Here is a 25,442-nt window from a genome sequence, read left to right as displayed (position 1 = left end):
GGAAAAGATGTCAGGCCGTCGCGTAGCCGCGCTGTTCAACGGTGCGCACTTCGTGAGTGGGCTCCGGTGGCGTTGAATGCAGCCCGAGAGCGGACTGGTCGCGTTCCGACAATGGGTGGACCTGGACGAAGCCCTTGTGCAGCGACAGTTCCACCTCTACGCCGTAGACGCGTTTGATCAGTTCGGGTGAATACACGTCTGCTGGTCGCCCTTCGGCAATTACCACCCCGTCCTGCAGGAAGACCACGCGGTCGGTGAAGCGAGCGGCCTGGTTGAGATCGTGAATGGCGATCACGGCCGCCACGTTGTTCTTGCGGGTGACGTCGCGGGCAACTACCAGCGTTTGCCACTGATAGCGAATGTCGAGAGCGCTGGTCGGTTCGTCCAGAAGCAGGATTTCCGGATCCTGGGCAAGGGCGCGCGCAATCAGCACGCGTTGTCCCTGGCCGCCAGAAAGCTCCGTCACTGACCGGTCGCCGAGATCCTCAAGGCCCATGCGCTGCATGGCAGCATCGACATGCGCCCAGTCCTCATCTCGCGGGCGGGTGCCGAAGTAGGGTGTGCGCCCGAGGAGCACGGCTTCGCGGATGTCGAGCCCGAAGGACAGTCCGATCGATTGCGGCACATAGGCGACGATGCGGGCGAGATCGCGGCGTGCAAGCTTGGTGAGGTCAGCATCGCCGTTCCAGGTGATCGAGCCTGATGTCGGCGTGTTTATCCCGGCGATCGTCTTGATCAGCGTCGACTTGCCTGAGCCGTTCGAGCCGAGAATGCCGACGAGCTCGCCTTTGCCGATCGTCAGGTTCGCGCCCTTGACGACTTGTCGTTTGCCATAGCCGACTTCGAGTGAGGAAATCTGGAGGGTCATTCGATTGCCTTTTGTCGAGAGAGGATGAGGTAGAGGAAGATCGGTGCGCCGACCAAGGCGTCGATGATCCCGACGGGAATGACGCCAGGAGAGATGACGAGCCTGCCGACGGCATCGGCGACGACGAGGAGCAGGGCGCCAATGATGGCTGAAAACGCAATGAGAAAGCGGTGGTTGGGACCGACGACCAGCCGCGCGATATGCGGCGCGACGAGGCCGACGAAGCCGATGATGCCGGTAAACGCGATGGTCACCGCCGTCAGCGTAGCCGCGATCGCGATCGTCTGCAGCCGTACCGTCGAGACGGCGACGCCGAGGCTCTTGGCCGAATCGTCGCCGGCGAAGGCGATCGCATTGAGGGCGCTCGAACGGAAGCGGATATAGGGGAAGGCGAGGGCAAGCAGCGCGAAGAGCGCGAGCACTTGGTACCAGGCCGAATTGTTGACCGAACCCCATGTCCAGCGGACGATCGCCGCAAGCACCTCGTCCTCGGCAAAATATTGGATGCAGGCCGTCAGCGCGCCGAAGAGCTGCGAAAGCGCGATGCCGACGAGGATGAGCGTCGTTGCATGGAGATTGCGCGACGATGCGAGCGAGAGCACCAGCGCTGTGTTGATGAAGGAAAACAGAAGCGCGCCGATGACAAGCGACACCGCCGCACTTCCCGCCGTCGCACCGAAGACGACGATCGCCAGCGAGGCGCCGAAGGCTGCTGCCGGCGCGATGCCGAGCGTAAAGGGGCTGACCAGCGGATTGCGCAGCAGGCCCTGAAACAGCGTGCCGGCGACGGCGAGTGCCGCGCCGCCGAGAATGGCGAGAAGCACGCGCGGCAGGCGCAGCTCCCAGATGACGTTGTGCATTAGAAGCGTGGTGCGATCCGTCGGTACCGTGCCGGTTATCTTGGCCCAGAAGGTCTGCAGGACATTGACCAGCGTTGCCCCGGAAGTTCCGATCTGGATGCCGACGAGGGCGGTGATGATGACGGCGGCGATCCCGAGGCCGATTGCGAGCTTCTGGCCGGTGTAGCGGTCACGTGGTTTGCGGATATCGGTCGGCAGGGAATGCGGCAAAGGCGGAGAATGGGATTCCGTTTGGACTGAACTCATATTTTCCTCGAAACTGAATGGGGTGTCGTCGCGCCGAGGCGCGTCGCTGCATCTCAGACCTTGCCGTCGAGCCTGTAGGCGTAGCCGGCGACGGAGCGAGCTTCGACACCCTGAGCCTTCAGCCAGCGGGCGAAATAAGCGTCGACATCAACGTCCGCGAGACGATCGGGATAAAGCCATTTGGCGACGGCGAGCGCGCCGAGTTGCTTGCCGAGGGCGGAGAAGAAGAAGTTACTGAAGACGATGACGTTTTTGTCCTGAACCGCCTTGATGGCGCTCCAGCCGGGGCGATCGATGATGCGCTGCGCCTGCGCCGCGAACTGTGTTTGGTCCCAGGGCGCATAGCCGGCCGCCAGACCGTCGACGCCGTTGTGGATGATCACATCCGGGTTGCGATTGATGATCTCGACCGGATCGACCGTGTAGGTGTGGACCGATGCGCTACCGGTATTGGCAATGGCGATGTCGCCGAAGATGTTCTTGCCGCCGCCGAGCACGATCGTGTCATGGAAGCCGGAGCCGGGAAGCGAGGTCACGAAATCCGCATTGTTTTCGAAGTAGACCTTCTTCGGCTCGACACCCTTCAGATGCTGTGCGAGCACAGTATCGATATCATCGTAGAGAGCTGCGAGATCCGCCGCGCCCTTTTCCTGGCCGAAGATCTTGCCGAGGTTGGCCAGCTGCGCGCGCAGAACCTTCGGGTCCCAGGTGCTGACGACGACAACCTCGATGCCGAAAGGCTTCAACTTCTCGATCGCATCCTGCCATGGCGCATTGCGGCGGGTGAAGAAAACTTCCGCGCCGGAGGCGGCAATCGTCTCCCAGTTGGGGCCATTGTAATTGCCGGCATCCGGAAGGGTGGCGAATTTGGCGAAATAGTCCTTGTTAGCCGGGTTCTTGGCGGGATTGGTGCTCTGGTCGATCGAGACGATCGTATCGCCGGCGCCTATCGCCCGAACGATCTCCGCCTGGTACCAGAGGTCGGTGTAGACGGCCTTGATCGGCGTCTTGACGCTGACCTCACGGCCAAGTTCGTCGGTGATCGTTACCGTCTTTCGGTCATCGGTCTCGGCGAAGGCCGCCGGCGAAAATCCCTGGACAGACAGCAGCGAGCCGAAAGCAAGAGCGCCGGAAAGCGCAAGCGCCCCGCGACGATTGACGGAAAGGTCGGATAGGATGGTCGATTTGCGCATTGTTGTCCCCTTGCAGCCGGATGGTGAAGGCGGATCGGACGAAACCCCTCGCCGACCGCTTGACTGTGAGCTTAGGGAAACCGTCAGCGTCTGAGAAAGGCCGATTTTTTATTGTCTATAGATTTAGTAGAATAATATTTGGCGCCCGGTCTGCGCGCTGCCTCTCAAAAAGGGCTTGCCTTCGCAATTATAATTTCTATGCTTTTGGTAGACAATTATGCCTTCATCACGATCCGAATGAATTAGCCGGCGCATGTTGCCGGGCCAATGCAGGAAAGGAACTGACGCATGACACAGCTCCCCTCCAGTTTTTCCAGACGACCGCAAGATCTGCAGACACGTTCGCTTTTCAAGGTCGCGATCGTCGGCCGCGGCTTCACGGGCATGCTGACGGCCATCGCGCTGCTCAGGACGGTCAAAAGGCCGTTCCATCTTGTCATGTATGATCCGCAACAGACGGTCGATCTCAGCCGGGGCGTGAGCCAATCGGCGACGACTTTGCTCAACAGCCGTGTTCGCGACCTGTCCGTCGATCCAGTGGTTCGCGACGACTTCAGTAGGTGGCTCGAGGCAGAGCAGAAGCTTGGCGATAGCACCGGCGGTGCGCGAGCGGGGCTGGATCAAACATTCGTGCCTGGGGAGCTGTTTTCCCTATATGTGCATCAGCGCTTCTCCGAAGTGCTGCAGAACAGGACCGATGTCGTCGTGCAGATCTGTCCCGAGATCGTGACGGGCTTGGATCATAGCGAGGAACTGGGATTCTCGCTTTCGTTCGGCGACCGGCAGAGCGCCCGTTTCGATGCGGTCTTTCTCGCCACCGGCTATGGATTGCGTGAAAATCCGACGGAAGGGCAGATAAGCCCTGCTGGCGATAATGTCGTCGTGATCGGTGCCGGCGTTCGGGCGGTCGATCGGGCTCTTCGCCTGTTGGCCGACCGCCAGGCGCGACACGTAACGCTTATTTCGGCTTCGGGCTTTCTGCCGCAATCGCATGCCCGCTCGGCCGTTGGGCCTATCGTTTCGGAGGAGCCGTTTCCGCGCACGCTTCGCGGTGCCTTCAGGCATCTGCGCCGGGCGGCGGAGGCCGCCAATGCCGATGGATCCGGTTGGCAGGGGATCATGAATGGCTTCAGGCTGCGTGCCCATGACCTGTGGCAGGAGTTGAGCGCGGAGGAACGCGGCCGCTTCAAGCGCCACGTGCGCGCGATATACGACAGCCACCGCAATCGCCTGCCGCCCGAGCATTTTGAGCGGCTTCATCAGGCCATCGCAGACGGTGCCATCACGCCGCGCAAGGGCAAGGTCGAACGCATCGCGACGAATGGTGTGCTTTTTTCAGGACCGGCGGGCCTTGAGGTGCTCTACGCCAGCAGGGCTGTCGATTGCCGGTCGCGGCCAACGGAACTGGACTCGCCGCTGTATCGTTCCGTGCTGCGCGCTGGTCTCGCGAAGCGCGACGAAGTCGACCTTGGCATTCTCGTCGATCGCTGCGGCCGCGCGGCACTGGAACCGCAGCGCTTTCAAGGCTTGTTTGCGATGGGCCCTCTCGGCCTGGGCAGTCTGCCGGATATGGACCTGGTGCCCGAGATCGTTACTCAAGGGCATGCCGCCGCTGCCGCGCTCGACAACTGGATCGATGAGCTCTTGCTTGCCGAGCAAAGTAGGGCGGATGAATAGAGCCCGAACTTTTCGCCAACCAAGAAGTGTCAGATATCTATTCGATTTCTAAGATGCCCTTCCTCCAGCAGGATCTTCACCGTCATCGCCGCGTTGTGGCGCATCTCGATTGCGGCGTGATCGGAGTAGAAGGCGTTGTGCGGGGTGATCACCAGACGCCCCGCGAGCCAATCTTCCCTGTTGCGCCACGCCGTCAGAAGCGAATGATTTCGTGGCGGTTCCTCAGCCAGCGTATCGATCGCGGCTGCCGCCAGATGGCCGGTTCGTAGCGCGGTCTCAAGCGCGTCGAGATCGTCGAGCAACTCGCCGCGCGCCGTGTTGACGACGATCGCACCGGGCTTCAGCCGCGACAACGTCTGCGCGTTTAGAAGACCGCGCGTTTCGGCGTTAGCAGGACAGTGGAGCGTTACGATATCGGCCTCAGCAAGGAGTTCGTCGAGCCGGTCAACGCGTTGGTAGCCGATCGCCTTCTCATGCCCACGCGGCTGGCCGGGATCGTAGCCCAGGATGCGGAAGCCGAACGGCTTGAGGCGGTTGACGACAGCCGTACCGATCCGCCCGACGCCGATGACGCCGACCGTGGCGCGGTTTGAACGCGGGAGCGGCTTCAGGCTGTGAACCTGCCAGCCGGATGTGTAGCCGCGAGCGCGGGCGTCGTGTTCCCACAGCCGACGGTGTAGCGAGAGCATCATCGCGACGGCGTGGTCGGCGACTTCCTCGGTGCCGTAATCGGGGTTGTTCGCAAACGGGATACCGGCTGCCGAAAGCACCGGTAGATCGATCTTCTCATAGCCGACACCATAGCGCACCACGCCCTTGCAGCGCGCAAGATGGGCGATGCTCCTGGCCCCGAGCCGCGCACCCCAGACCATCAGCGCATCCAGGCGGGCAAGGCGCTCCGGTGAAAACTGCGTTTCGTCTGTGGTCGCGAAGTAGTCGATCTCGACCGCGTCGCCGAACAGCTTTGCCTCAAGGTCAGGCGTGCCGAACATGTGGTCGGTGATGCCGACCACGTATTTCCTTTGTCCTGTAATGCCTTGTCCCGCCTCTGGCTCTACCTTGATATCTCGAAGAAACGCATCGCCAGATGCGGTAACGCTCGACTATTCCGCGGCGATCGCCGTGGGGGCGGAGCGGGTGCGCACCAGGGCCGCGGCTTGGATCAGCGCCTGCTCGACGCGGCCAGTGATTGCGGGCGAGGGCGCGCCATCGGTGAAGTCACGGCTCGACGCATAGACGGCGGTCGGGACGACAAAGGCCTCGAAGAAGGCAAACAGCGGGCGGAGCTGATGCTCGACCATCAGCGCGTGCCGGTCGCCGCCACCGGTTGCGGTCAGAATGATGGGCTTGCCGCGCAGGTCGGCCGGATCGAGCAGGTCGATCACATGCTTGAACAGCCCGGTATAGCTTCCCTTGTAGGTCGGCGAGCCAATGACGAGGGCGTCCGCCTCGATGATCGTGCGGATCACCGCCTGGGCCTTGGTATCGAGATCGGCGATCGAGCGTGCGGTCGCCAGCGCCGGGCCGAAATCCTCGACATCGAATATCACGTGATCGAGACCCGCGCGCTCGGCGAGCGACGCCGTCACGCTTTCGACGAAGCGCTTGGTGCTGGAGGGGCGGGTGATATTGCCCGAGAAGCCGACAATAAGATCGTTGCTCATCAAATTTCCTTTCACGGGCCTTCCCGCTTATTCGAGGGGTGCGGCGGGCCTTAAGGCCGGTTCGCAGGTGCAGATGTTTCTGGTGCAAGATGATATGGAGATCGCCGCGAGGGCCTCTCGCTATGCCGTCTTGAGCACCGGTATCGCCGGGGAGCGCCCCAAGCGAGCGGCCTCCTCGGCGTTCCATTTCTGATAGACGGCGCGGCCCAGCATCGAGATCGAGGTGTCCTCCTGCGGCGCGTGTACCAGCACGGATTGAACGTCCCTGAAATGCCGCTCGATGCCGAGATCGGCATTGAGGCCGGGATTGCCAAGGCCGCGCACCGCGATCTGCACCGCCTCACGCAGCTGGCGGCCAGCGATCAGGCGGGCCCGGATCAGTCTTTCGGCAGCACCATCCGTCGATGCGAGCGCGCCAAAAATGATCTCGCGGGCACCGGAAACGAGAAGGTCGATTTCGCCCGAGAGGGTGACGAACCTCTCGGTCCGCGCGATCGGGTGGCCAAGGTTGGAGGGAATGCGTTCATGCGCGAAACGGATGAAGGCCGATTGCGCTGCTTCGGCGGCGCCGAGATAGATCGCGGTCAGCGCGAGGTTCATCGCGGCGTGAGCGCGGTTGTCCTGCTGAGCGACCGAGGGGTCGACCAATTCCAGCGCGTTTTCCGCGGGGATTTCGACATCGACATATTCGACGTCATGGGAGCCCGTTGCGCGCATGCCGAGGCTCTTCCAGTTTTCGATGATGCGAATGCCCGGCAGGCCGTTCGGCACGACGAATGTCCCGACCCGAGCCGAGAGCTCGTCCGTATGCGCCCAGACGAGGAAATGCGTCAGGCCATGCGCGCCGGTCACGAAACGCTTGCGACCGGTGATCGCCCAGCCGTTTGGCGTGCGCCGCGCAACGGTGGCGGGAAGGCCTCCACGGGCGGGTGAGCCCAGTTCCGGCTCGACGCGCGCGGCATTCAGGAGCAGCGGACGCTCCTTCGCCTCGGCCAGCAGACGCCGATAGAGATCATCAGGCCAGTGGCTCTTGGTCGCCTGGCCGAGATGGTTGAAGATCGTCATGGCGCTGATCAGCGCCACCGATGGATCGCCCCGGCCAAGTGCCGCGAGGATATGTGCCGCATCGCTCAGCGTACCGCCCTTACCGCCGTAGCGGCTGGAAACCGTGCTTTCGAGCAGCCCGGCTTCATGGACGGCATGAATGCCGGCCCAGGGAAACTGGCCTGTCTGATCGGCTTCGGGTGCTGCTTCTGCGAGGATGCGCACGGCGTCATCAAGGGCGATCTGGTTATAGGGCATGCTGAGGCCTTCTGGCTGTCGGAGCGCATCCTCGATATCTCGTGAGGATGCTTTTCAGGCGGACGCTAAGAGAGAGCTGCGGTCCGGCGCAATGGCCGGACCGCATGCATCATGCGGCGTTCTTCTTCTTGGCGTTTTCCCGCTCGCGAATGCCCTCGCGCACCAGCGGCAGGATGTAGCGCCCGTAGTCGACCGCATCGTTGAAATTGTCGTAGCCTCGGATGGAGATCAGGTCGGCGCCGAGGTCGATATAGTCGAGGATCGAATCCGCGATGGTGCGCGGCGAACCCACGAGCGCGGTGGTCGCGCCGCTTGCGTTGGTGGCGGTCACCGTCGGATACCAAAGCGCCCGGTCATGCACGTCGCCGCGAGCAGCGATATCGAGCAGGCGCTGCGAGCCCACATTGGCTGGCGGCGTGGCGTTGATCGGTGCGCGCGCCAGGCCCTTCTGGCGGTTGGTGGTCAGCTGATCGAGAACCTTGTGGGCCTTCTTCCAGGCGAGTTCGTCGGTTTCGGCGACGATCGGGCGGAAGGTGACCCAGATGCGGGGACGATCCGTGCGGCCGGCCTTCGCGGCTTCGGCGTAGATCCGGTCGATCTGCTGCTTGGTTTCCTTGAGCGGCTCGCCCCAGAGCCCGAAGATGTCGCAGAGCGATCCACCGATACGATAGGCCGCATCGGAGGAGCCGCCGAGCGAGATCGGGATGAGACCGTTGGTGGGACGAACGGCGCTGCGGAACTGCTTGAACTGATAGTATTTCCCATCGAAATCGAAGGGCTCCTTCGATGTCCAGGCAAGCCGCAGGATGCGAATATACTCTTCCTGACGCTCGTAGCGCTCTTCCTTGTTGAGGAAGTCGCCTTCACGCGCCTGTTCGTCGTCGCTGCCGCCGGCGATGAAGTGGACGACGACACGGCCGCCGCTCAGCTGGTCGAGCGTCGCGAGCGATTTTGCCGCAACAGTCGGGTAGACCGTGTTCGGCCTCAGCGCGACAATGATCTTGATGTTCTTGGTATGCGCCAGCACCGTGGCGCCGAGCGTGAAAGGATCGAAGGACGACGAGGAGTAGGGAATGAGGGTGTAGTTGAAGCCGTAGTCGTCAAGGGCGCGTGCGTAGCGCTCCAAAAAGAGCGGGTCGACGGGCGCATCCGGCAGCGGGTTCAGGTCGTTCGATGCGTTCGGAAAGCTTACGCTGATGAATTCCGCGGTCATGGGAGCTCCTTGATGGTGACGGCCAGTGCTTGGACGTTAAGCAGTGGCGAATTGAGAATGAAGAGAGGCGTTTCTATTTCTATAGAAAAGATAGAATATTTTACTGCCGTGTGGCTTTGAACGAATGCGGTGGTCGTGATGTCTGCTCTGCCTGAGGTTAGAAACCGGGTGTCCAGCCAAGCGCTGGCGCAACCGTTCGGGAGAGGTCGGTCAACAGCCTGATGTTGTCGGCAAGGCCGAAGGCGGGGGGTAGGAACAGCACCACCTCGTCGGCGGCCGCAAGGCCGGGGTCGTTGAAGACCGCGTCGATCACCTCGTCGGGCGAGCCTTGAAACACCGGCGAGATCCTGAGATCGGCGGATTGCGTCGGCGGCGCGAGCGCGCCGTTGGGGCGCGACGCGGCAATGCCCTTGGTTCGCCGTTCGAGATCGTAGTCGGCGTATTTCTCGCGCAGTTCGGCGCTTGTGCCGACAAGGATCGAGGCCGCGACGGCGACCGGAGGCGGTTCGGTTTTCCAGAGCCGGCGCCAGGTCGACCGGTAGGCCTCGATGATCCGGGCCTGGTACTGGCCGAAGGTCTCGCCCTCGTCGAAGTCGTGCAGCACGGTTCCCGAAATCAGGCCGATGCCGAGTTCCGCCGCCTGCACGGCCGAGCTCAGGCTCGCCGAGCCCTGGCGGATACGCGCCCGCAATGTCGGGCTGTGCGGCGTCACCCGCAGCTCGGCGCCTTCAAGCGCGCCCTGGCCGGGTTCGGCTACGGTGTGAAGCACCTCACCCGAAATCGCCGCGAGAAACCGCGCCTGGCGGCGCTTGGCTTCCGTGCGCGCATCGGTGTCGGTGGAGCCGAATACGGCGTCGAAGGCGGCGTTCGCGCCCGTAGATATCGCCAGCTCCAACCGGCCGCCGATCAGGAGATCCGTGGTGCCGGCGGCCTCGGCAAGCAGGATCGGGTCCTGATAGCGCATCGGGATCACCGCTGATCCCAGCGTGATGCGGCTGGTGTGCTGGCCGGCGGCGGCAAAGAACGGAAGCGGCGAGGACAGATAGTGATCGAAGTGCCGCTGGTAGGCCCAGCCCGATTGGTAGCCGAGCGCCTCCGCCTGCCTGAACAGCTCGATACCATCCTTCAGGCCTTGAGCCGGCCCGGTATCGTCGCTGAACGACACGCGGGTATTGAAACCCAGCCGTTGCTTCGGCCGGAAGCCCTCAGGCACGGTGTTGGCGGATGCGGCGATGGTCATGCGATTTGCTCCTGGCGCTTGATTTGCCGGAGCTTGCCGCGCGGCGCGGGAGCGGCTTCGGCGATCCCCGCGGGGATCGATTCCAGCAGGGACGCGGTGTAGGGATCCTTCGGCGCGCCGAAGATTTCGGCGACCGTTCCATGCTCGACGATGCGGCCCTGCCGCATGACCGAGACGGTGTGCGCGAGCTGGCGGACCAGCGCCAGATCGTGGGAGACGAAGACATAGGTCAGGCCGAGCTTTGCCTGCAGCGACAGCAGCACCTCGACGATATCGGCCTGAACGCTGACATCGAGCGCGGAGGTCGGTTCGTCGAGCACGATGACATCGGGCCTCAGCACCAGCGATCTGGCGATCGCCACGCGCTGGCGCTGGCCGCCTGATAGCGCGCCCGGCTTGCGGCCCAGCAGATGCTCGCCAAGCCCGACATCGGCCAGGGCCTCGCGAACGCGAAGGTCGCGCTCCCCAGGCTTGCCGATCTTGAACCTGTCGAGTGGCTCGCGAACGAGGTGCTCGACCTTCCAGGCCGGGTCGAGCGAGGTAAACGGGTTCTGGTAGACGAGCTGCAGATGGCGCCACACCGAGCGCAACGCGGTCCGGCTTTGGCCGGTTACCGTTTCGCCGGCGACGGTGATCGCGCCGCTGTCGGGCTCCTCCAGTCCGAGCAGCAGCCGGATGGTGGTCGTCTTGCCGGAACCGGATTCGCCGACCAGCGCATGCGTGGTCCCCGCGGGGACCTTGAAGGAGATGTCGTCCACCGCCGTCAGCGTCTTGCCGTCGACCGTGAACCGCTTCGTCACCCCGCCGACGGTGATTTTCGGCGCGCGGCTATTGTCCTTGAGAAGAACGAGGCCGGGGTCGCGAAGCCGCGCGTAGCGGTTCGGATTGAGGGCTGGAACATCGGCATGCAGCTTGCGGGCATAGTCGGATGCCGGCGCGGCGAAGACCGTCGATGTCCTGCCCGCTTCCTGCACGGTACCGTTCTTCAGCACAACCAGCGAATCCGCGCGCTCGGCGGCGATCGCCAGGTCGTGGGTGATGAGAAGAAGGCTGATGTCGAGCTCGTGCTGCAGGCGCGACAGCAGATCGAGAATCCGTTTCTGGATGGTGACGTCGAGCGCCGAGGTCGGCTCGTCGGCGACGAGAAGCGTGGGGCGGGGCAGCACGGCGAGCCCGATCAGCACACGCTGCAACATGCCGCCGGAAAGCTGGTGCGGGTAGGATTCGTAGACACGCGCGGGATTGTCGAGGCCGACCTGCGCGAAGGTTTCGAGGATGAGCGCCTTGCGGATCGCCGCGTTGGGCTCGTCAGTCAGCGCCGCCGCCTCCATCGCCTGCGCGCCGATGGTGCGAACGGGATTGAGCGCGTTGCCCGGATCCTGTGGCACAAAGCCGATCTTGCGTCCGCGAAGCGGCCGGAACTGGCGCTCGGATTGCGCCAGTATGTCCTTACCGCCGAAAACGATCTTCCCATTCGCCGCGCCGCCACTCGGCAGCAGCCGCAACACGGCACGCGCGATCGTCGATTTGCCCGATCCGGATTCGCCGATGAGCGCGAGGCTCTTGCCTTGTCCGAGTTCGAAATCGACGCCATGGACCACCTCCTGGCGTCCATAGGACACCGAGAGATTTTCGACGGCCAGGAGTGGTGCCGCGCTGGTCGCGACAACGGCGTCGTGGTGGGCGATGAAGGCGGTGTTCAGTCTGTTTTGCGAAGCCATCGGCTGATCCTGTTCACAGAGAGGACGGTCGCGATCGTAACGAAAGCGGGTGCATAAACGAGCCAGGGCCATTTGAGATAATCCTTGCCGACCGAGATCAGCAGGCCCCAATCCGACGCTGGCGGCGGGTCGCCGTAGCCGAGGAAGGCAAGGCTACGGCGATGACGAGGATCGACTCGCCGAATTGCAGCACGGCGAGCGGCAGCACCGAGCGCGAGGCGTTCGGGAGCACATGGCGCAAGAGGATGTACCAGCGCGAACCGCCCGACAGGAACGAAGCCTCGACGAAGGTCGACTGCCGGGTCTTGATGACCTCCGAGCGCGTGACGCGCGCGAAGAAGGCGACGGCCGAGACGCCGGTCGCGATGGCGGCGTTGATGGTCTCGAAGCCGATGGCCGTCACCACGATGACCGCCAAGAGAAACTTGGGAATGGAGAGCAGCACATCGACGAGCCGTGCGAAGACGATATCGACCCATCCGCCGAGGAAACCCGCGACCAGCCCGATCAGCCCGCCCGCCACGACGCCGATGACGACGGCGACGAGCGCGCTGGAGACGGACGAGGCGGTGCCGTAGACGACGCGGGCATAGACATCGCGGCCGAGATGATCGGTGCCGAACCAATGCGCGAAGCTCGGGCCCAGCAGCTTGTCGGCGGGAACACCGACAACAGGGCTATGGCTGGTGAACAACTGCGGCGCGATCGACCATCCGATCACGATCGCGATAATCGCGAATGATAGCACGACGGTGGCAGGGAGGCGCAGAGCGGCGAGCCGGCCGGCGCCTGCGTTCGAGATGGAGAGATTGGAAACGAGGCTCATGGATGCACCGCCGTTGTCGTGCCGAGTGCGCTGTCATCGGCCGTTGTCGGGCGACGCTTCGCGGCCCCGAGGAGTTTCACGCGCGGATCGAGCAGCGGGTAGAGGAGATCGGCGATCAGGTTGACGAGCACGAAGACGACAGCGCCGAGCGAGACGATCGCCTGCAGTACCGGCAGGTCCTGCGTGCTCACCGATCGCTGCACAAGGCTACCGACGCCGGTGCGTCCGAACACGGTCTCGGTGATCAGCGAGCCGCCAAGCAACTCGCCGATGGTCAGCGCCACGACAGTGACGACGGGCAACGAGGCGGGCTTGAGGAGATGCCGGACGAAGAGGCCCATCTGGCCGATTCCGCGGCTGCGCGCAACGGCGGCGTATTCCTGCTCCGCTTCCTTGTCGAGATTGGCGATCAGAACTTCGGCGATCTGCGCGGAAACCGGAATGCCGAGTGCGACGGCGGCAAAGAAGGTCGCCCAGGCGCTGTCGGGGTTGATCACCCGGAAGAGGCCGAGCTGGAAGCCGAAGACATGGATCAGGACCAGACCGATGACGAAATTCGGTACGGAGAGAAAGAGCGACGGAAAGCCGCGCAACAGCCCTTGCCCGAACCGCTTGGGCACGAAGCGGGTGCCATAGGCGACCGCCATTGCGAGCACCAACGCGACCGCAAGGCCGGCCGCCGCCAGGATGAGCGTCGAGGGCAGTACCTCGCCGATCAGGGTGGCGACCGGCCTGTTGGAGCGCATCGACATGCCGAGATCGCCGGTCAGGAAGCCGGAAAGCGCGTTCCACAGCTGCACGATGACAGGCTTGTCGAGGCCCTGCGCGGCGATGATCTCGGCAATCTCTTCTTCGCTGAAGCCGTTTTGCGGGTTGCGCAGAACGCTGGTGATCGGGTCGCCCGGCAGGATGCTGACGACCACGAAGGTGAATACATAGGCCAGCAGGATGACGACGGCAGCCTGGCCGAGCCGTTTGGCGGCGTAGGTTAGGTAGACATTGCTCATACCGATGCCTCACATGTTTCAGGTATCTCGCGCGTCAGCCGACGAGCGAGGCCGTGTAGTAGCTGGCATAGGCGACGCCGTTGTAGACCGCGCCCTTCAGCTTCGGCGACTGCACGTAGATGCGCTGGACGATCTGCGTGCGCGGGATGAAGTAGCCCTGGTCGAGAACATATTGCTGCAGGTCGTCGAGGAGCGGCTTGCGTTCATCGATGGAGCCGGCGCCGGCGATCTTGTCGCGAAGGTCGTTGAGCTTGGCGTCGCGGTCGTCGAGTGCGAACCAGTTCTCGCCGTTGTTCGCGTTCGTCAGGATGCTGGCGACCGTGCCCGCGTCGATGAAGCTGCGCGTCACCTCGTAGGTCGGGACGGCGGCGCCGCCGAACTTCACCTTTTCGCCGAAGGTCACGACGTCATAGGCGCGGATGGCGACCTTCCAGCCGATCTTGCCGAGCTGTTGGGCGATCAGCTCGTCAACCGACTTGGAGGTGGCGAGATAGGGGTTGGAATGGATGGTCAGCACCAGCGGCTTGCCGTCCTTGCTGCGAATGCCGTCGGCACCCTTCGCCCAACCTGCTTCGTCGAGCAGCTTTTCGGCCTTTTCGGGATTGTAGCTCAGAAGATCGCTGTGGTCGGTCGCGCCGGGCACGTTGCTCTGGATGAAGGACGTCGCCAGCTTCCAGTCCGGCGTATAGACGGTGTCGATGATTTCCTGCCGGTTGATGCCGGCCTGCAGGGCCTGGCGAACCTTGACGTCGTCATAGGGCGCCAGCTTGGTGTTGACCGCCCAGCCATTGACGAAGCCGAGATAGCGCGGCGTGGCGATGGTGAAACCTTCGTCCTTGAGCGACTTCAGCTCCTGCGGAGAGGCGTTGTAGGCGATGTCGGCCTGGCCGGATTGAACCGAGGCGACCCTGAGGGAAGGTTCCGACACCAGCTTGTAGGTGATGGAATCGAGGAAGGCCGGGCCGGTGTGGCCGACGGCTTCAGGTCCCCAGTTGTAGTCCTTGCGCTTGACCAGCGTGACGTGATCACCCTCCTTCCAGCTTTCCACTACAAACGGGCCGCTGCCGGCGGTCTTGCTGAGGTCGGCCTGCTCAGCGGCCGGCAGCGCGATGCTCTTGGGAGAGATCAGGATCGATCCGTGATAGCCGAGCGTCGGTATGAAGCCGAGTGTCGGCTTCTTGAAGAAAACCTTCACCGTGCCGGCATCGACGGCCTCGGCGTGGTCATAGGTCTTGGGGAAAAGGCCGATCGGATTGATGCCTTCGTTCTTGCGACCCGCATACCAGATATCGAGGTTGGCGACGACGGCGGCCGCATCGAGCGGCGCTCCATCCGAGAAGGTCACGCCGCTTTTCAGATGAAGCGTGAATTCGGTGGCCTTGTCATTCTGCTCCCAGCGCTCCACCAGCCACGGGCTGACCTTGCCGCCCTGGTCGACGTAGAGCAGCTTGTCGGTGACGTGGCCCCAGATATGGCCCTGAAAGCTGGAGATCGCGCTGTTGTTCGGGATCCAGGTGTCGCCGAGGGAATCGATCAGAAAGGTGATGTCGCCACCCTCGCGCGGCGCGTCGGCGGCCTGCGCGAAACGAGTTGCCGAGGCAACGAGTGCTGCACCCGCGGCCACGGATGTGGTGATCAGCAGGCGGCGCCGGGAGAGAGAAAGCAGGGAGGAACGTTCGGTCATGGGTGATCCAGATGATGGAGTGATGTCTTGGCTATGCGACGGGTCGCGGAGACGCGCGGGTGCGAGGCCTCGGCTAAGCGCCGCGACTTGTAAGGGTGCATGAGCGATAGGCGCGTGCGGAAAGCTTGGCGTTATCGGGCCGGCATGGTGGGGCACATCGCGCGCGGACCGTGCGTTCTTGTCTTTGTGTCGGTCATGAAAAGCTCCCTCGTTTCGGCTTCAAGTTCATGACGGACAGCCTAGCAGCGCATCCCATCGGCGAAAGACTAGTTATTCCTTTTCTATGGAATTTGTAGATTAATTTGCCGGAATTTCGGACGCTGTTTGGATTGGTGTTTCAGGGCGTTTTCCAAGAGCGGACCTCACGTCCGATCGTCGAGCGCGGCCTCGATGCCGGCATGGTCTTCGCGCGCCACGAAGCGCATCGGTTCGAAGATTCGAACTGGCGGCAATGGGCCGGCAAAGCGCTCAAGTTCAACCCGCGTGATCTGCCCGGTCGAGCCCTGCGCCAGCTTCGACGTGCCGATGTCCCGCGTCAGAATATTCGGATTTCCGTGGATGCACATGGTGGTTTTTACTTCAGGATCGGAGGGCTCGAACCATGCGCCCGTTGCCAGCTGCATCACGCCCGGCCGCACGTCGTCGCTGAGGATGGCGGCGGCAAGGCAGCTGCCGCGCTCGTTGAAAAGCCTGACGATATCGCCGTCCGAAATCCCGCGCGTGGCTGCATCGGCGGGATTGACCCGGATAGGCTCACGGCCGTCGATCTTCGTCGAGCGGCTGAAGGCGCCGTAGTCCAACTGGCTGTGCAGGCGCTGGTAGGGCTGATTGCAGATCAGATGTAGCGGATAGCGGGCTTCGTCCCCGGCCTCTCCTCTTGAACCCGGCGGATACCATTGCGGATGGCCGCCGCAATCGTCGTAGCCGAAGCGCGCGACCGTCTCGGAGAAGATCTCGATTTTTCCCGACGGCGTCTGCAGCGGGGAGGCGTCCGGATCGTGCCGGAACCCGTTCGCCGGGCCGCCATCGTCAGGCTTGATAGGAAGGCGCAACTCGCCCCGCTGCCAGAACGTCTCGAAATCCGGCGCCTCGTGGCCGCCGGCTGCAAGGGCCTGGCGCGTCGTCTCGAACAGAAAGGCCAGCCATTCGCGGCTCGTGCGGTTTTCTGTGAAAAGCTCGAACTTCCCGAGCCGCCGCGATATCTCGGCAAAAATCTCGTAGTCGTCCCTGGCTTCGCCGACCGGCTCGATCAGGCGCTTCATCGCGATCATCAGCTGGTCGCGATCGGCAGCGCCTATGTCGTCGCGCTCGAGCGTCGTGGTCGCCGGCAGTACGATGTCGGCGTGTCGGGCCGTCGATGTCCAGGCCGATTCATGCACGATGATCGTCTCCGGCCGCCGGAACGCCGCGCGCAGCCGGTTGATATCCTGGTGGTGATGAAAAGGATTGCCGCCCGCCCAGTAGACCAGGCGGATATCGGGATAGCGAAGAGCCTGGCCGTTATAGTGAAACGCTTCGCCTGGGCCGAGCAGCATATCGGCGATCCGCGCGCAGGGAATGAAATCGGCCACCGGGTTCTTGAACTGTTTGAGCGTCGGCAGCGGCACGGCGAGAAGCTTCTTGCCGATATTTCCGAGGGCGCCGAGCGAATAGGAATAGCCGCAACCATCCAGCCCGATCTGCCCGAGCATCGCCGCAAGCACGATCCCCATCCACACCGGCTGCTCCCCATAATCGGCGCGTTGCAGCGAGTGGCTGACGGTGATCAGTGTCCTGGATCGCGCCATGGCGCGCGCGAGGTCGCGGATGGCGTCAGCGCCGATACCGCAGATCGAGGCAGCCCATTCGGCGGTCTTCGGCGTGCCGTCGGTGCGGCCGAGGAGATACTCCTCGAAGCGGTCGTATCCGACGGTATAGCGGTCGAGAAACTGGCGATCGTGCAGGCTGTCGCTGACAAGCACATGGGCGAGGCCGAGCATCAAGGCCACGTCGGTGCCTGGAACGACAGGCATCCACTCGGCATTCACCTCTGACGGAAAATCATCGGCCAAGGGGCTGACGAGCACGAAACGCGCGCCGCGGGCGCTCGCTCCTTTCAGCTTCGGCAGCACGACATGGTTGCTGATGCCGCCGCCGTGCACATCGGCGTTCTTGATCGCCATGCCGCCGAAGGCGACGACCAGCTCGCTGCTGCGCTCGATCGCATCCCAAGTGACGCTCTTGCGGTCAAAGCTGTCATAGGGGCCGAGCACATGCGGGATGATGACCATCGCCGCGCCGGAGCTGTAGGTGTTGACGGAACGCACGTAGCCGCCGAGCACGTTGAGGAAGCGGTGGATCTGGCTCTGCGCATGATGGAAACGGCCGGCGCTCGCCCAGCCGTAGGAACCGCCGAAGACGGCCGTTGGGCCGAAGGTCTCGTAAACCCGGCGAAGCTCCGCCGCGACGAGGTCCGCCGCTTCCGACCAACTGACTTCGACATAGTCGTCGGCACCACGCCTTTGCGCGTGGCCGGGCCTGCCCTCAAGCCAGCCCCGCCGCACGGCCGGCCGCCTGATGCGCACAGGGCTATCGGCGATCGCCGCCAGATTGCCCAGCAGTGGTGAAGGATGCGGATCATCAGGGTGAGGCTTTATCTCCAGCCGGCCATCGGCCATTCGGCCGGAAAACGCACCCCAGTGAGAGCTGTGAGGTTTAAACGCATTCATGTCGAAACGCCCTCGTCATGGCGGCCGGTTGGGAGAATGTGGGATCTATTGCGGAAGAATCTTGCCGGGGTTCATGATGTTCCGGGGATCGATGGCACTCTTGATCACGGCCATCAGGTCGACGGCATCGCCGTGTTCCTCGCGCATATAGGCGATCTTGCCCGTGCCGACGCCGTGTTCGCCCGTCGACGTTCCGCCGACGGAAATCGCGTGTCGCACCATTTTCTTGTTGATGGCCGCGACCTCCTCGAGTTCGGCGCGGTTGTCCGGATCGACCGCGAAGACGACGTGATAATTGCCGTCGCCCACATGGCCGAGAATGGCGGCGGGCACGCTGCAGGTTTTAAGCAGTTCGCGGGTCTTGATGATGCAGCCGCTGAGTTCCGACACCGGCACGCAGACGTCGGACGACCAGCCTTTGGCGTTCGGGCGGCGCGACACGACCGCGTAAAACGCGTTGTGGCGCGCCTTCCAGAGGCGGTTGCGATCCTCTGGCACATTGGCCCACTCGAAGTCCCGGCCGCCATTGTCCTCGACGATGGCCGCGACCATCTTGACCTGTTCCTGGACGCTGGCGGGCGAGCCGTGAAACTCGAAGGCCAGCGTGTCCTCGATCTTCAGCGACAGGCCGGAATAGGCGTTGACCGCCTGGATCAGCCCACGATCCATCAGCTCCATGCGGGCGACGGGGATGCCGAGCTGCACGACCGCGATCGCGGCCGCGACCGCCTGCTCGACGGTTTCGAATGAGCAGAGCGCCGCGGAGATGGTTTCGGGAATGCCGTAGAGCCGCAGCGTCACTTCCGTGATAATTCCGAGCGTGCCTTCTGAGCCGACGAAGAGCCGCGTCAGGTCATAGCCCGCAGACGATTTGCGCGCCCGGCCGCCGGTGCGGATGATCTGCCCGTTGGGAAGCACGACGGTCAGCGACAGCACGTTCTCGCGCATCGTGCCGTAGCGCACCGCATTGGTTCCGGACGCGCGCGTCGCGGCCATGCCGCCGATCGAGGCATTGGCGCCGGGGTCGATCGGGAAGAAAAGCCCCATGTCGCGCAGATGGGTGTTCAGTTGCTCGCGGGTGACACCGGCCTCGACCGTGCAATCGAGATCCTCCGCGCTGACGCGGGAGATATTGGCCATGCGCGAGAGATCGATCGAAACGCCGCCGTGCACCGCCGTCAGGTGACCCTCAAGCGACGTTCCGGCCCCGAATGCGATGACTGGCACCCCGTCTGCCGCGCAAAGCCGAACGATCTGCGCCACTTCTTCCGTACTTTGCGCGAACACCACGGCATCCGGGACCGCCGGCGTGTGATGGGATTCGCCCCGTCCGTGCTGTTCGCGAAGAGCCTGCGCCGTCGAGAAGCGGTCGCCGAAGAGCTGCAACAGTGTTTCGCTAAGCGACGACGGAAGGGTGGATGACATGATCAACTCCGCGGAAATAGTCTAGAAATAGACAAGCCGGACCCCGCCTATGAGGCCCAGCTTGGTATCGGGTCAGGCGACCAGCTTTTCGCCCTTGAGGTGACGCTCGAGGAAGGGAAGGCTGTCCTGGCCCCAGTAGAGCTCGTCCTCGTAGCGGTAGGTCGGCAGGCCGAAGACACCAGCTGCCTTGGCGGTTTCGTAATTGGTCTTCCAGACCGCCTGCACGGCCTCGCTCGCCCCCTGCTCGTCCAATGCCGCGCCGTCGAAACCCTCACCATCAGCGATAGAGCGCCGAACAGCGGCGTTGCCGATATCCTCGCCGCCGGTCCAGAAGGCTTCCTGCAGCGCGCTCGCGAGCGTCAGCCAGTCTTGACCGTTCTCGATCGCGGCGATCAGCATGAAGCCGGCGGGCGTCGGGTCGGAAAGAGTTCCCCGGTTTTCGAAGTTCAACACCTTGCCGCGCAGGGCCGCCCAGCGTTTCAGATCCTTCATCCAATAGGCGCGGCGCGCCTCCGGGCGATTGCGCGAATAGATGCCGCCATTGTCCTCGATCAGCGGAATGACATAGGGCTTGATCACGGCATTCTGCTTTGCAGCCAGTTCGGCGAATGGGACGAGGCCGATGAAGGCCCAGGGCGAGCCCACGCCGAAGAAGTAGTCGATGGTCTTTGTCATTTGGTGTCCTCTGGATGGTGTTGTCGCCGTTGGCCATGGGGCGAGTTGCAAACTCTTTCCTCACGCCCTGCGATGTCAGTATCCGCGCCCGGCTACGACGACATCGGTGAGCGTCTCCCCGGCCAGATAGCGGTCGAGATTGCCGTGCAGCTTGGCGGCGATGCGCTCCGCATTGTCTTCCGACGACCAGGAGATGTGCGGCGTCAGGCGAATTCTCGGATGAGTATAGAAGATGTGACCTTGTGGCAGCTGCTCGGGGGCGGTCACATCGAGCGTGGCGGCCGAGACCTGGCCGTTGTCGAGCGCTGCCAGCAGGGCCTCGTCGTCGAGCACTTCGCCGCGGCAGATATTGATGACATGCAGACCGGGCTTGGCTGCCGCAAAGATTTCCGCGTTGACCGAGTGCCGGGTGGTCTGCGTCAGCGGCACGGCCAGAACGAGGTGATCGACCGAGCCGACCATCTCTTTCAGCGATGCGAAGAAGTTGACGTTATCGGCTGCCTGTGAGGCCTCGCGCTTGACGGCGGAGACAGTCATGCCGAGAGCGTTGAGCTTTTCAGCGGCCCGGCGGCCGATCGCGCCGTAACCGTAGATGCCGACCGATTTGCCGGAGACGAGACCGAGCGTGCGCTTCGTCCATTCGTCGGCGGAGCGTGCGAGCAGGCCGTCGAACATCTGCTTTTCGTGGGCGAAGATAGTGGCGACCACATACTCCGCGATTGCTTCGGCCGAGATGCCGCGACCAGTAGTGACCAGTGGTATCTCAAAAACCCAGTCGGGAAAGGCATCGATACCGGCCGACGCGATCTGCATCCATTTCAGGTTGAACGGCCAGCCATCGGGCTTCTGGCGGGGGGCTGAGTCCCAGCCGCGAAAGAAGGTGAAAAGGAAGTCAGCATCCTTCGGCACATCCCATGCCGGCGCGGTGTCGCAATAGCTGAGAACCTTGGGCCGGCTTTTATGAGTTCTCAGCTTTTCGGCCTGCTCGGGGTCCAGGTTGCAGGCGATAACGGGCGATCGGTTTTCGGTCCAGCCGGTCTTTGATGACATGATGTGAGCCCCATTGCGCAATTCGTCTTGCTGTTCTACTCAACGAAGTAGAACGGTCGTTCTAGTCGGGGCTATTTATGGCATGAATCGGCTTTCGCCGAAGGAACAACGTTCCAATTGCCGGTCGTAATCTGGAATATTTTCCGGGCGGTTCCGCCTGCGGTTGCGGCGCGCGTCCCGGGGATCAGGAGAGCGTTGGGCGCGCTTTGTCGCTGGTCGTGGCCGCTCAGGCGTCCGACATGAGATGCGCTGCGATCGACCTAGCGGTCGCTGCAGCCCCGGCCTCGCGTCGGAGGGCCGAGCTTGCCAGCGCGCCCTCGTAAAGAAGCAGGAGCTGCTCGGCGAGGGCGTCGTCGGGCTTCTGCATCAGGCTGAGGAAAAAGCTCTTCAGAAAATCCTTGTGGCCGCGCGCCGCATTCTGGATTTTCGCCGACTGCGGGTTCTCGATCGCCGCCAGAAAGAAGGCGCAGCCACGGAAATTTTCCGCGCTGGTCTTCTGCTCGAGGTTCGAAAAGATATCGAGCGCTGCCTCCGGCCCTGTTCTGTCTCCCACTACCTGCACCAGCTGGTCGCGCACCGCCTCATCGCGCTGCCGCAGATAGGCGACGATCATGTCTTCCTTGTTCGCGAAGTGCCGGTAGAAGGTCACCCTCGTCGTCTGCAGATGCTTGATAAGCTCCGCCATGCCGACGAGATAGGTGCCGTTGGCATAGAAAATGTCACCCAGCCGGGCGAGCAAGTCATCACGACTGGATTTGGTCTCGGAAGCCATTTGAGCAGCCTGCGCGTCAGTTGAACGTCAACAAGGCACTCTTGGAGTTGTCGCTCATCTCGGTCAATACCCGCAGGCGAGCGGATCGAAGTTTGCTGCCGTTACGGGCAACGCCTGGGCGTTCTCAAGGTAAGTTTGGGAGCCTGAGAAGAGCGTAGCGGTTTGGAATTTTCAGACGATGCATGCCGCTATATTCCGAGCACCGGGCTTCGAGGCGATGGTGGCGAATTGTCTGCGCGGCCCGGCAACTGGATGAGCCGAAAAACAATTACGGGCATTCAGCCATGCCGCGCCATAAGATCGGAGTTTATCGGTGATGATACATCTGGGAACAAAACCATAGCGCCTTATCAATGCTACCAACAGCCGCTTGGCTGCACGGATCCGGTTCGATCCCCTTCAAGAACGACAATATCCACATCCCTGGATCGAACACTGGCTGCCGCGCATTCACGCGCGGCAGCCAGCCGTAACTCATATCATGGATAGGCCGTCGATCCGTCGGGCTTGCGGGTGATCTTCCGCTCCCAGTGGACATAGTCCTCCGTCTGCAACGCCTTCTCGTCGATCTCCAGACCCCAGCCGGGCCGATCCGGGCGCAGCTCCATGTGTCCGTCGACAGGCAGGTAGGGGTCGGCCGCCCACGGTGCGTGAACGTGTGGCTTGAATTCCAGCACCTTGAAGTTCGGCTGGGCCGCGCAGAAGTGGATGTTGACAGCCGTTGCTAGCGGACCCATCGGATTATGCGGCGCGACCGTCACATAATGTGCTTCCGCGATCGCCGCGATGCGCCGCATTTCGCTGACCCCGCCGACCACGCAGATATCCGGCTGAATGATATCGGCGCCACGCGCGGACAGCAGCGCCAGGAACTCGAAGCGCGAATAGAGCGATTCACCGGTTGCGAGCGGAACGGTCACCTTCGATTTCAGCTCCGTCCATGCCGGGATGTGTTCCGGCCGGATCGGCTCCTCGTAGAACAGCGGATCGTTTGGCGCGATGGCGGCTGCAAGCTGAACGGCCTGATAGGGTTCGAAGATTTTCGCGTGGGCGTCGAAAGCATAGTCGAAATGCGATGGCGTGATCTCGCGGATCTTGCCGAACCAGTCGCCCGTCTCCCTGACGAGTTCACCCCAGCGGCCGGTATGAAGATCGCGGCGGTAAGGGCTGAGCTTGAAGGCGGTGTAGCCGTATTTCTCATTCAACTCGAGCGACCGATCGCGCGCGGCTTCCGGGTCCGGCGCGGTATAGACGCCGCAATAGACCTGGACGCGATCGCGCACATTGCCGCCGAGCAGCATGTAGACGGGCAGACCGGCGGCCTTGCCGGCTATGTCCCAAAGCGCGTGATCGATCGCCGAGATCGCCGCAAGCCCCAGCGCGCCAGGCGGGAAGCGGCATTGCTGGTTGAGCTTGAGGACGAGGAATTCCACGCGACGCGGATCCTCGCCCTCAATCTGGTGAAAGAGGTAGTCGAGAAGCGGCGGCAGCGCCCAGTCAGGGCCGTGGTTGTAGCATTCGCCCCAGCCTGAAATGCCTTCGCTGGTCTCGATTTTCAGAAGCAGGCGAGGGCGGTCGTCCACGCGCTGCATGTAGGTCTTGATGCCTGTGATATGCATGGGATCTTCCTCAGGCCGCCCGGCTCTTCTCGGCGACATTGTCAACGATGGCGCGCAGGTCGGCACGCTCAGCTTCAGTCAGGCTCTCGACGCCGGGCACGCGCACGGGGCCGACCTCGGTTCCGAGCATGCCAAGCGCTTCCTTAACGACGGTGACATTGGCGCCGTTGAGGTATTTGGTGCGCAGCGCCTCGAAGCCGGCGATATCGTCGATGAGCGCGCGGGCGGCCGCGTAATCACCGGTCTCCAGTGCCTGGTGGATGGCGTGCGAGCGTTCCGGGAAGACGTTGACGAGGCCGGAGGTGAAGCCACGGGCGCCCATGGCGTAAAAGGCCGGGGCCCAACCCTCGGCAAGGCCGCAAACCCAGATCGCCGGCGCATCCCCGGTGGCGCGGATCACTTCGGCGAGCAGCATGAGATTGCTGGAGGCAAACTTGATACCGGCGATATTCGGGTGCTGCGCCAGCTTGCGGAAATCGGGTACGGAGAAGGTGTCGCTGCGCACATAGGCGATGACGGGAACGGTGCTGGCGTCTGCAAGCTCCAGGAAGTAGCGCGCCTGGTAGCTCGGGCCGGCAAAGGGGTCCATCGGATGATGGCCCATGATCGCATCGGCGCCCTCGGCGATGGCATCGCGGGCAAGCGCCTTGGCCTCGGTCAGCGAACGACCGACAGCGGCGCTCACCAGCGATTTGCCGCCGGCAGCCTTGATCGTCGCGGCGTGGACCGCGCGCACTTCGTCCATGGTCAGGGTGAAGAACTCACCGGTGTTGCCGGCGGCCATCAGATTGTGGACCCGCGCATGGGCGAGGCGGGTGATCAGGGCTGAGAGCTTGGCGATATCGACGCTGCCATCCGCTTTATAGGGGGTCACGGGCACGCCCGATATGCCCGTCAGGGCCTTGCGGATCTTTTCCATTGCCTCGGTCACGTCAGATGTCCTCCTTCTTCTTGAACACGATGTTGAGGTAGGTTTCGCCGGAACGGACGACATGGTCGCGCATCACGCGTTCGGCCTTGTCGCTGTCGCTGGAGATGATGGCGGCGGCGATCGCGGCATGTTCGGTCAGCGCCTTGCCGCGCTCGAGCGGATCGGAATGGATGACGCGGCGGATGCTGCCGTCGTAAAACTGCTGCCGTTCGATCATGCGCGAGAGATACTGGCATCGCGAGGCGATGTGGATCTGCTCATGAAACGTCTCGTTGAGCGAAATCAGGTCGTCGGCTACGCCGTCCTCGGTCGCCTTGCGCATTCGATTGACGATGTCTTCCAGCTTGGCCGCTTCGGTCTTCTCGATGCGCTTGGCGGCGAGGTGGGCGATCATCGATTCCAGCGCGGCGCGCGCCAGGATCATCTCTTCGGCCCAGTTCGCGTTGAAGCGGATCAGCACGCCGCGACGCGGCAGTGTTTCGACGAGACCCTCGGTCTCAAGCTGACGCAGGGCTTCCTTGATGGGTGTCGTGCTGACGCCAAGCTGCTCGGCGAGTTGGCGCTCGTTGACGCGTTCATCCGGCGCGAAGCGGCCGGAGAGGATCGCGGTGCGCAGCGTCTTGTGCACATGGTCGCGCAATGTCGTCAGAAAGCGCGGGTCGATCTTCTCGATGCGGTCTGCGCCAGGCTGCGTCGATGCCTCTTTTTGCATGTCCCGAAAATTCCCCCGTTGACGACAAAATCGTTTTGTGAGATCTGAT

The 25,442-nt window shown here is 63.0% G+C and carries 20 protein-coding genes and 2 pseudogenes; 1 reads left to right on the top strand and 21 read right to left on the bottom strand.

Translation table 11 applies throughout. The annotated features are described in order from the left end of the window. Positions 1 to 10: 10 nt before the first annotated feature. From ACVTFQ_RS23980 to ACVTFQ_RS23970, 3 genes are read right to left on the bottom strand one after another with little or no spacing between them, the layout of a single operon-like run. Positions 11 to 868: an ABC transporter ATP-binding protein gene (locus ACVTFQ_RS23980; protein WP_113177028.1), complete on the bottom strand. Its 858-nt coding sequence runs from the start codon at positions 866 to 868 to the stop codon at positions 11 to 13. Continuing rightward, on the bottom strand, positions 865 to 1,974 hold the full coding sequence (locus tag ACVTFQ_RS23975) for a FecCD family ABC transporter permease (RefSeq protein ID WP_113177027.1): 1,110 nt from the start codon (positions 1,972 to 1,974) through the stop codon (positions 865 to 867). Before ACVTFQ_RS23975 ends, ACVTFQ_RS23980 begins: the two co-directional genes overlap by 4 nt. Before the next feature lie 53 nt (positions 1,975 to 2,027). Next, the gene (locus tag ACVTFQ_RS23970) at positions 2,028 to 3,167 is read right to left on the bottom strand and encodes an ABC transporter substrate-binding protein (protein ID WP_113177026.1); all 1,140 of its coding nucleotides are present in this window, start codon (positions 3,165 to 3,167) and stop codon (positions 2,028 to 2,030) included. Positions 3,168 to 3,455: 288 nt separating this feature from the next. Between ACVTFQ_RS23970 and ACVTFQ_RS23965 the strand changes: the two genes are divergently transcribed. Further along, on the top strand, positions 3,456 to 4,844 hold the full coding sequence (locus ACVTFQ_RS23965; protein ID WP_113177025.1) for an FAD/NAD(P)-binding protein: 1,389 nt from the start codon (positions 3,456 to 3,458) through the stop codon (positions 4,842 to 4,844). Positions 4,845 to 4,873: 29 nt separating this feature from the next. Here the strand turns inward: ACVTFQ_RS23965 and ACVTFQ_RS23960 are convergent, their stop codons facing one another. From ACVTFQ_RS23960 to ACVTFQ_RS23875, 18 genes and pseudogenes are all read right to left on the bottom strand, one after another. Continuing rightward, the gene (locus ACVTFQ_RS23960; RefSeq protein ID WP_470424032.1) at positions 4,874 to 5,857 is read right to left on the bottom strand and encodes a C-terminal binding protein; all 984 of its coding nucleotides are present in this window, start codon (positions 5,855 to 5,857) and stop codon (positions 4,874 to 4,876) included. A 90-nt stretch (positions 5,858 to 5,947) separates the two neighbouring features. Further along, positions 5,948 to 6,508, bottom strand: coding sequence for an FMN reductase (msuE, locus tag ACVTFQ_RS23955; RefSeq protein ID WP_113177024.1), 561 nt, complete (start codon positions 6,506 to 6,508; stop codon positions 5,948 to 5,950). Positions 6,509 to 6,628: 120 nt separating this feature from the next. Then, positions 6,629 to 7,810: an acyl-CoA dehydrogenase family protein gene (locus ACVTFQ_RS23950; RefSeq protein WP_113177023.1), complete on the bottom strand. Its 1,182-nt coding sequence runs from the start codon at positions 7,808 to 7,810 to the stop codon at positions 6,629 to 6,631. A gap of 109 nt (positions 7,811 to 7,919) precedes the next feature. Next, positions 7,920 to 9,023 (bottom strand): LLM class flavin-dependent oxidoreductase, encoded by a 1,104-nt coding sequence (locus tag ACVTFQ_RS23945; protein ID WP_113177022.1) that lies wholly within the window; start codon positions 9,021 to 9,023, stop codon positions 7,920 to 7,922. Positions 9,024 to 9,180: 157 nt separating this feature from the next. Further along, positions 9,181 to 10,263 (bottom strand): LLM class flavin-dependent oxidoreductase, encoded by a 1,083-nt coding sequence (locus ACVTFQ_RS23940; protein WP_113177021.1) that lies wholly within the window; start codon positions 10,261 to 10,263, stop codon positions 9,181 to 9,183. Then, positions 10,260 to 11,984: an ABC transporter ATP-binding protein gene (locus tag ACVTFQ_RS23935; protein WP_113177020.1), complete on the bottom strand. Its 1,725-nt coding sequence runs from the start codon at positions 11,982 to 11,984 to the stop codon at positions 10,260 to 10,262. The genes ACVTFQ_RS23940 and ACVTFQ_RS23935 overlap by 4 nt, the downstream gene beginning before the upstream one ends. Further along, positions 11,963 to 12,810, bottom strand: a pseudogene (locus ACVTFQ_RS23930) (ABC transporter permease). The gene ACVTFQ_RS23935 and the pseudogene ACVTFQ_RS23930 overlap by 22 nt, the downstream one beginning before the upstream one ends. Beyond that, positions 12,807 to 13,817, bottom strand: a complete 1,011-nt coding sequence (locus ACVTFQ_RS23925; RefSeq protein ID WP_113177018.1) for an ABC transporter permease — start codon at positions 13,815 to 13,817, stop codon at positions 12,807 to 12,809. The pseudogene ACVTFQ_RS23930 and the gene ACVTFQ_RS23925 overlap by 4 nt, the downstream one beginning before the upstream one ends. Positions 13,818 to 13,851: 34 nt before the next feature. Next, positions 13,852 to 15,501, bottom strand: coding sequence for an ABC transporter substrate-binding protein (locus tag ACVTFQ_RS23920; RefSeq protein ID WP_113177017.1), 1,650 nt, complete (start codon positions 15,499 to 15,501; stop codon positions 13,852 to 13,854). A gap of 362 nt (positions 15,502 to 15,863) precedes the next feature. Further along, the gene (locus ACVTFQ_RS23915; RefSeq protein ID WP_113177016.1) at positions 15,864 to 18,209 is read right to left on the bottom strand and encodes a molybdopterin-dependent oxidoreductase; all 2,346 of its coding nucleotides are present in this window, start codon (positions 18,207 to 18,209) and stop codon (positions 15,864 to 15,866) included. A gap of 45 nt (positions 18,210 to 18,254) precedes the next feature. Next, complete coding sequence (locus tag ACVTFQ_RS23910) at positions 18,255 to 19,634, bottom strand: FAD-linked oxidase C-terminal domain-containing protein (protein WP_113177015.1); 1,380 nt, start codon at positions 19,632 to 19,634, stop codon at positions 18,255 to 18,257. Between the two features lie 72 nt (positions 19,635 to 19,706). Continuing rightward, complete coding sequence (locus tag ACVTFQ_RS23905; RefSeq protein ID WP_113177014.1) at positions 19,707 to 20,309, bottom strand: 2-hydroxychromene-2-carboxylate isomerase; 603 nt, start codon at positions 20,307 to 20,309, stop codon at positions 19,707 to 19,709. Positions 20,310 to 20,384: 75 nt separating this feature from the next. After that, positions 20,385 to 21,359 (bottom strand): NAD(P)-dependent oxidoreductase, encoded by a 975-nt coding sequence (locus tag ACVTFQ_RS23900; RefSeq protein ID WP_113177013.1) that lies wholly within the window; start codon positions 21,357 to 21,359, stop codon positions 20,385 to 20,387. A 226-nt stretch (positions 21,360 to 21,585) separates the two neighbouring features. After that, entirely contained in the window at positions 21,586 to 22,131 is a 546-nt protein-coding gene (locus ACVTFQ_RS23895; RefSeq protein WP_113177012.1) for a TetR/AcrR family transcriptional regulator, read from the bottom strand. 171 nt (positions 22,132 to 22,302) lie between these two features. Next, a pseudogene (locus ACVTFQ_RS23890) lies at positions 22,303 to 22,512 on the bottom strand (IS6 family transposase); the annotation flags it as partial. Positions 22,513 to 22,610: 98 nt separating this feature from the next. Beyond that, a complete protein-coding gene (locus tag ACVTFQ_RS23885) occupies positions 22,611 to 23,750 on the bottom strand; it encodes a mandelate racemase/muconate lactonizing enzyme family protein (protein WP_113177011.1) in 1,140 nt (379 codons plus the stop codon). 10 nt (positions 23,751 to 23,760) lie between these two features. Beyond that, on the bottom strand, positions 23,761 to 24,669 hold the full coding sequence (locus ACVTFQ_RS23880; RefSeq protein ID WP_113177060.1) for a dihydrodipicolinate synthase family protein: 909 nt from the start codon (positions 24,667 to 24,669) through the stop codon (positions 23,761 to 23,763). A 13-nt stretch (positions 24,670 to 24,682) separates the two neighbouring features. Next, complete coding sequence (locus ACVTFQ_RS23875; RefSeq protein ID WP_113177010.1) at positions 24,683 to 25,393, bottom strand: GntR family transcriptional regulator; 711 nt, start codon at positions 25,391 to 25,393, stop codon at positions 24,683 to 24,685. Between the last annotated feature and the right edge of the window lie 49 nt (positions 25,394 to 25,442).

The sequence above is a fragment of the Rhizobium sp. O111 genome (assembly GCF_055616315.1).
Note: the sequence above shows the minus strand (reverse complement) of the source record. Positions and strands in the feature narration are given on the sequence as shown.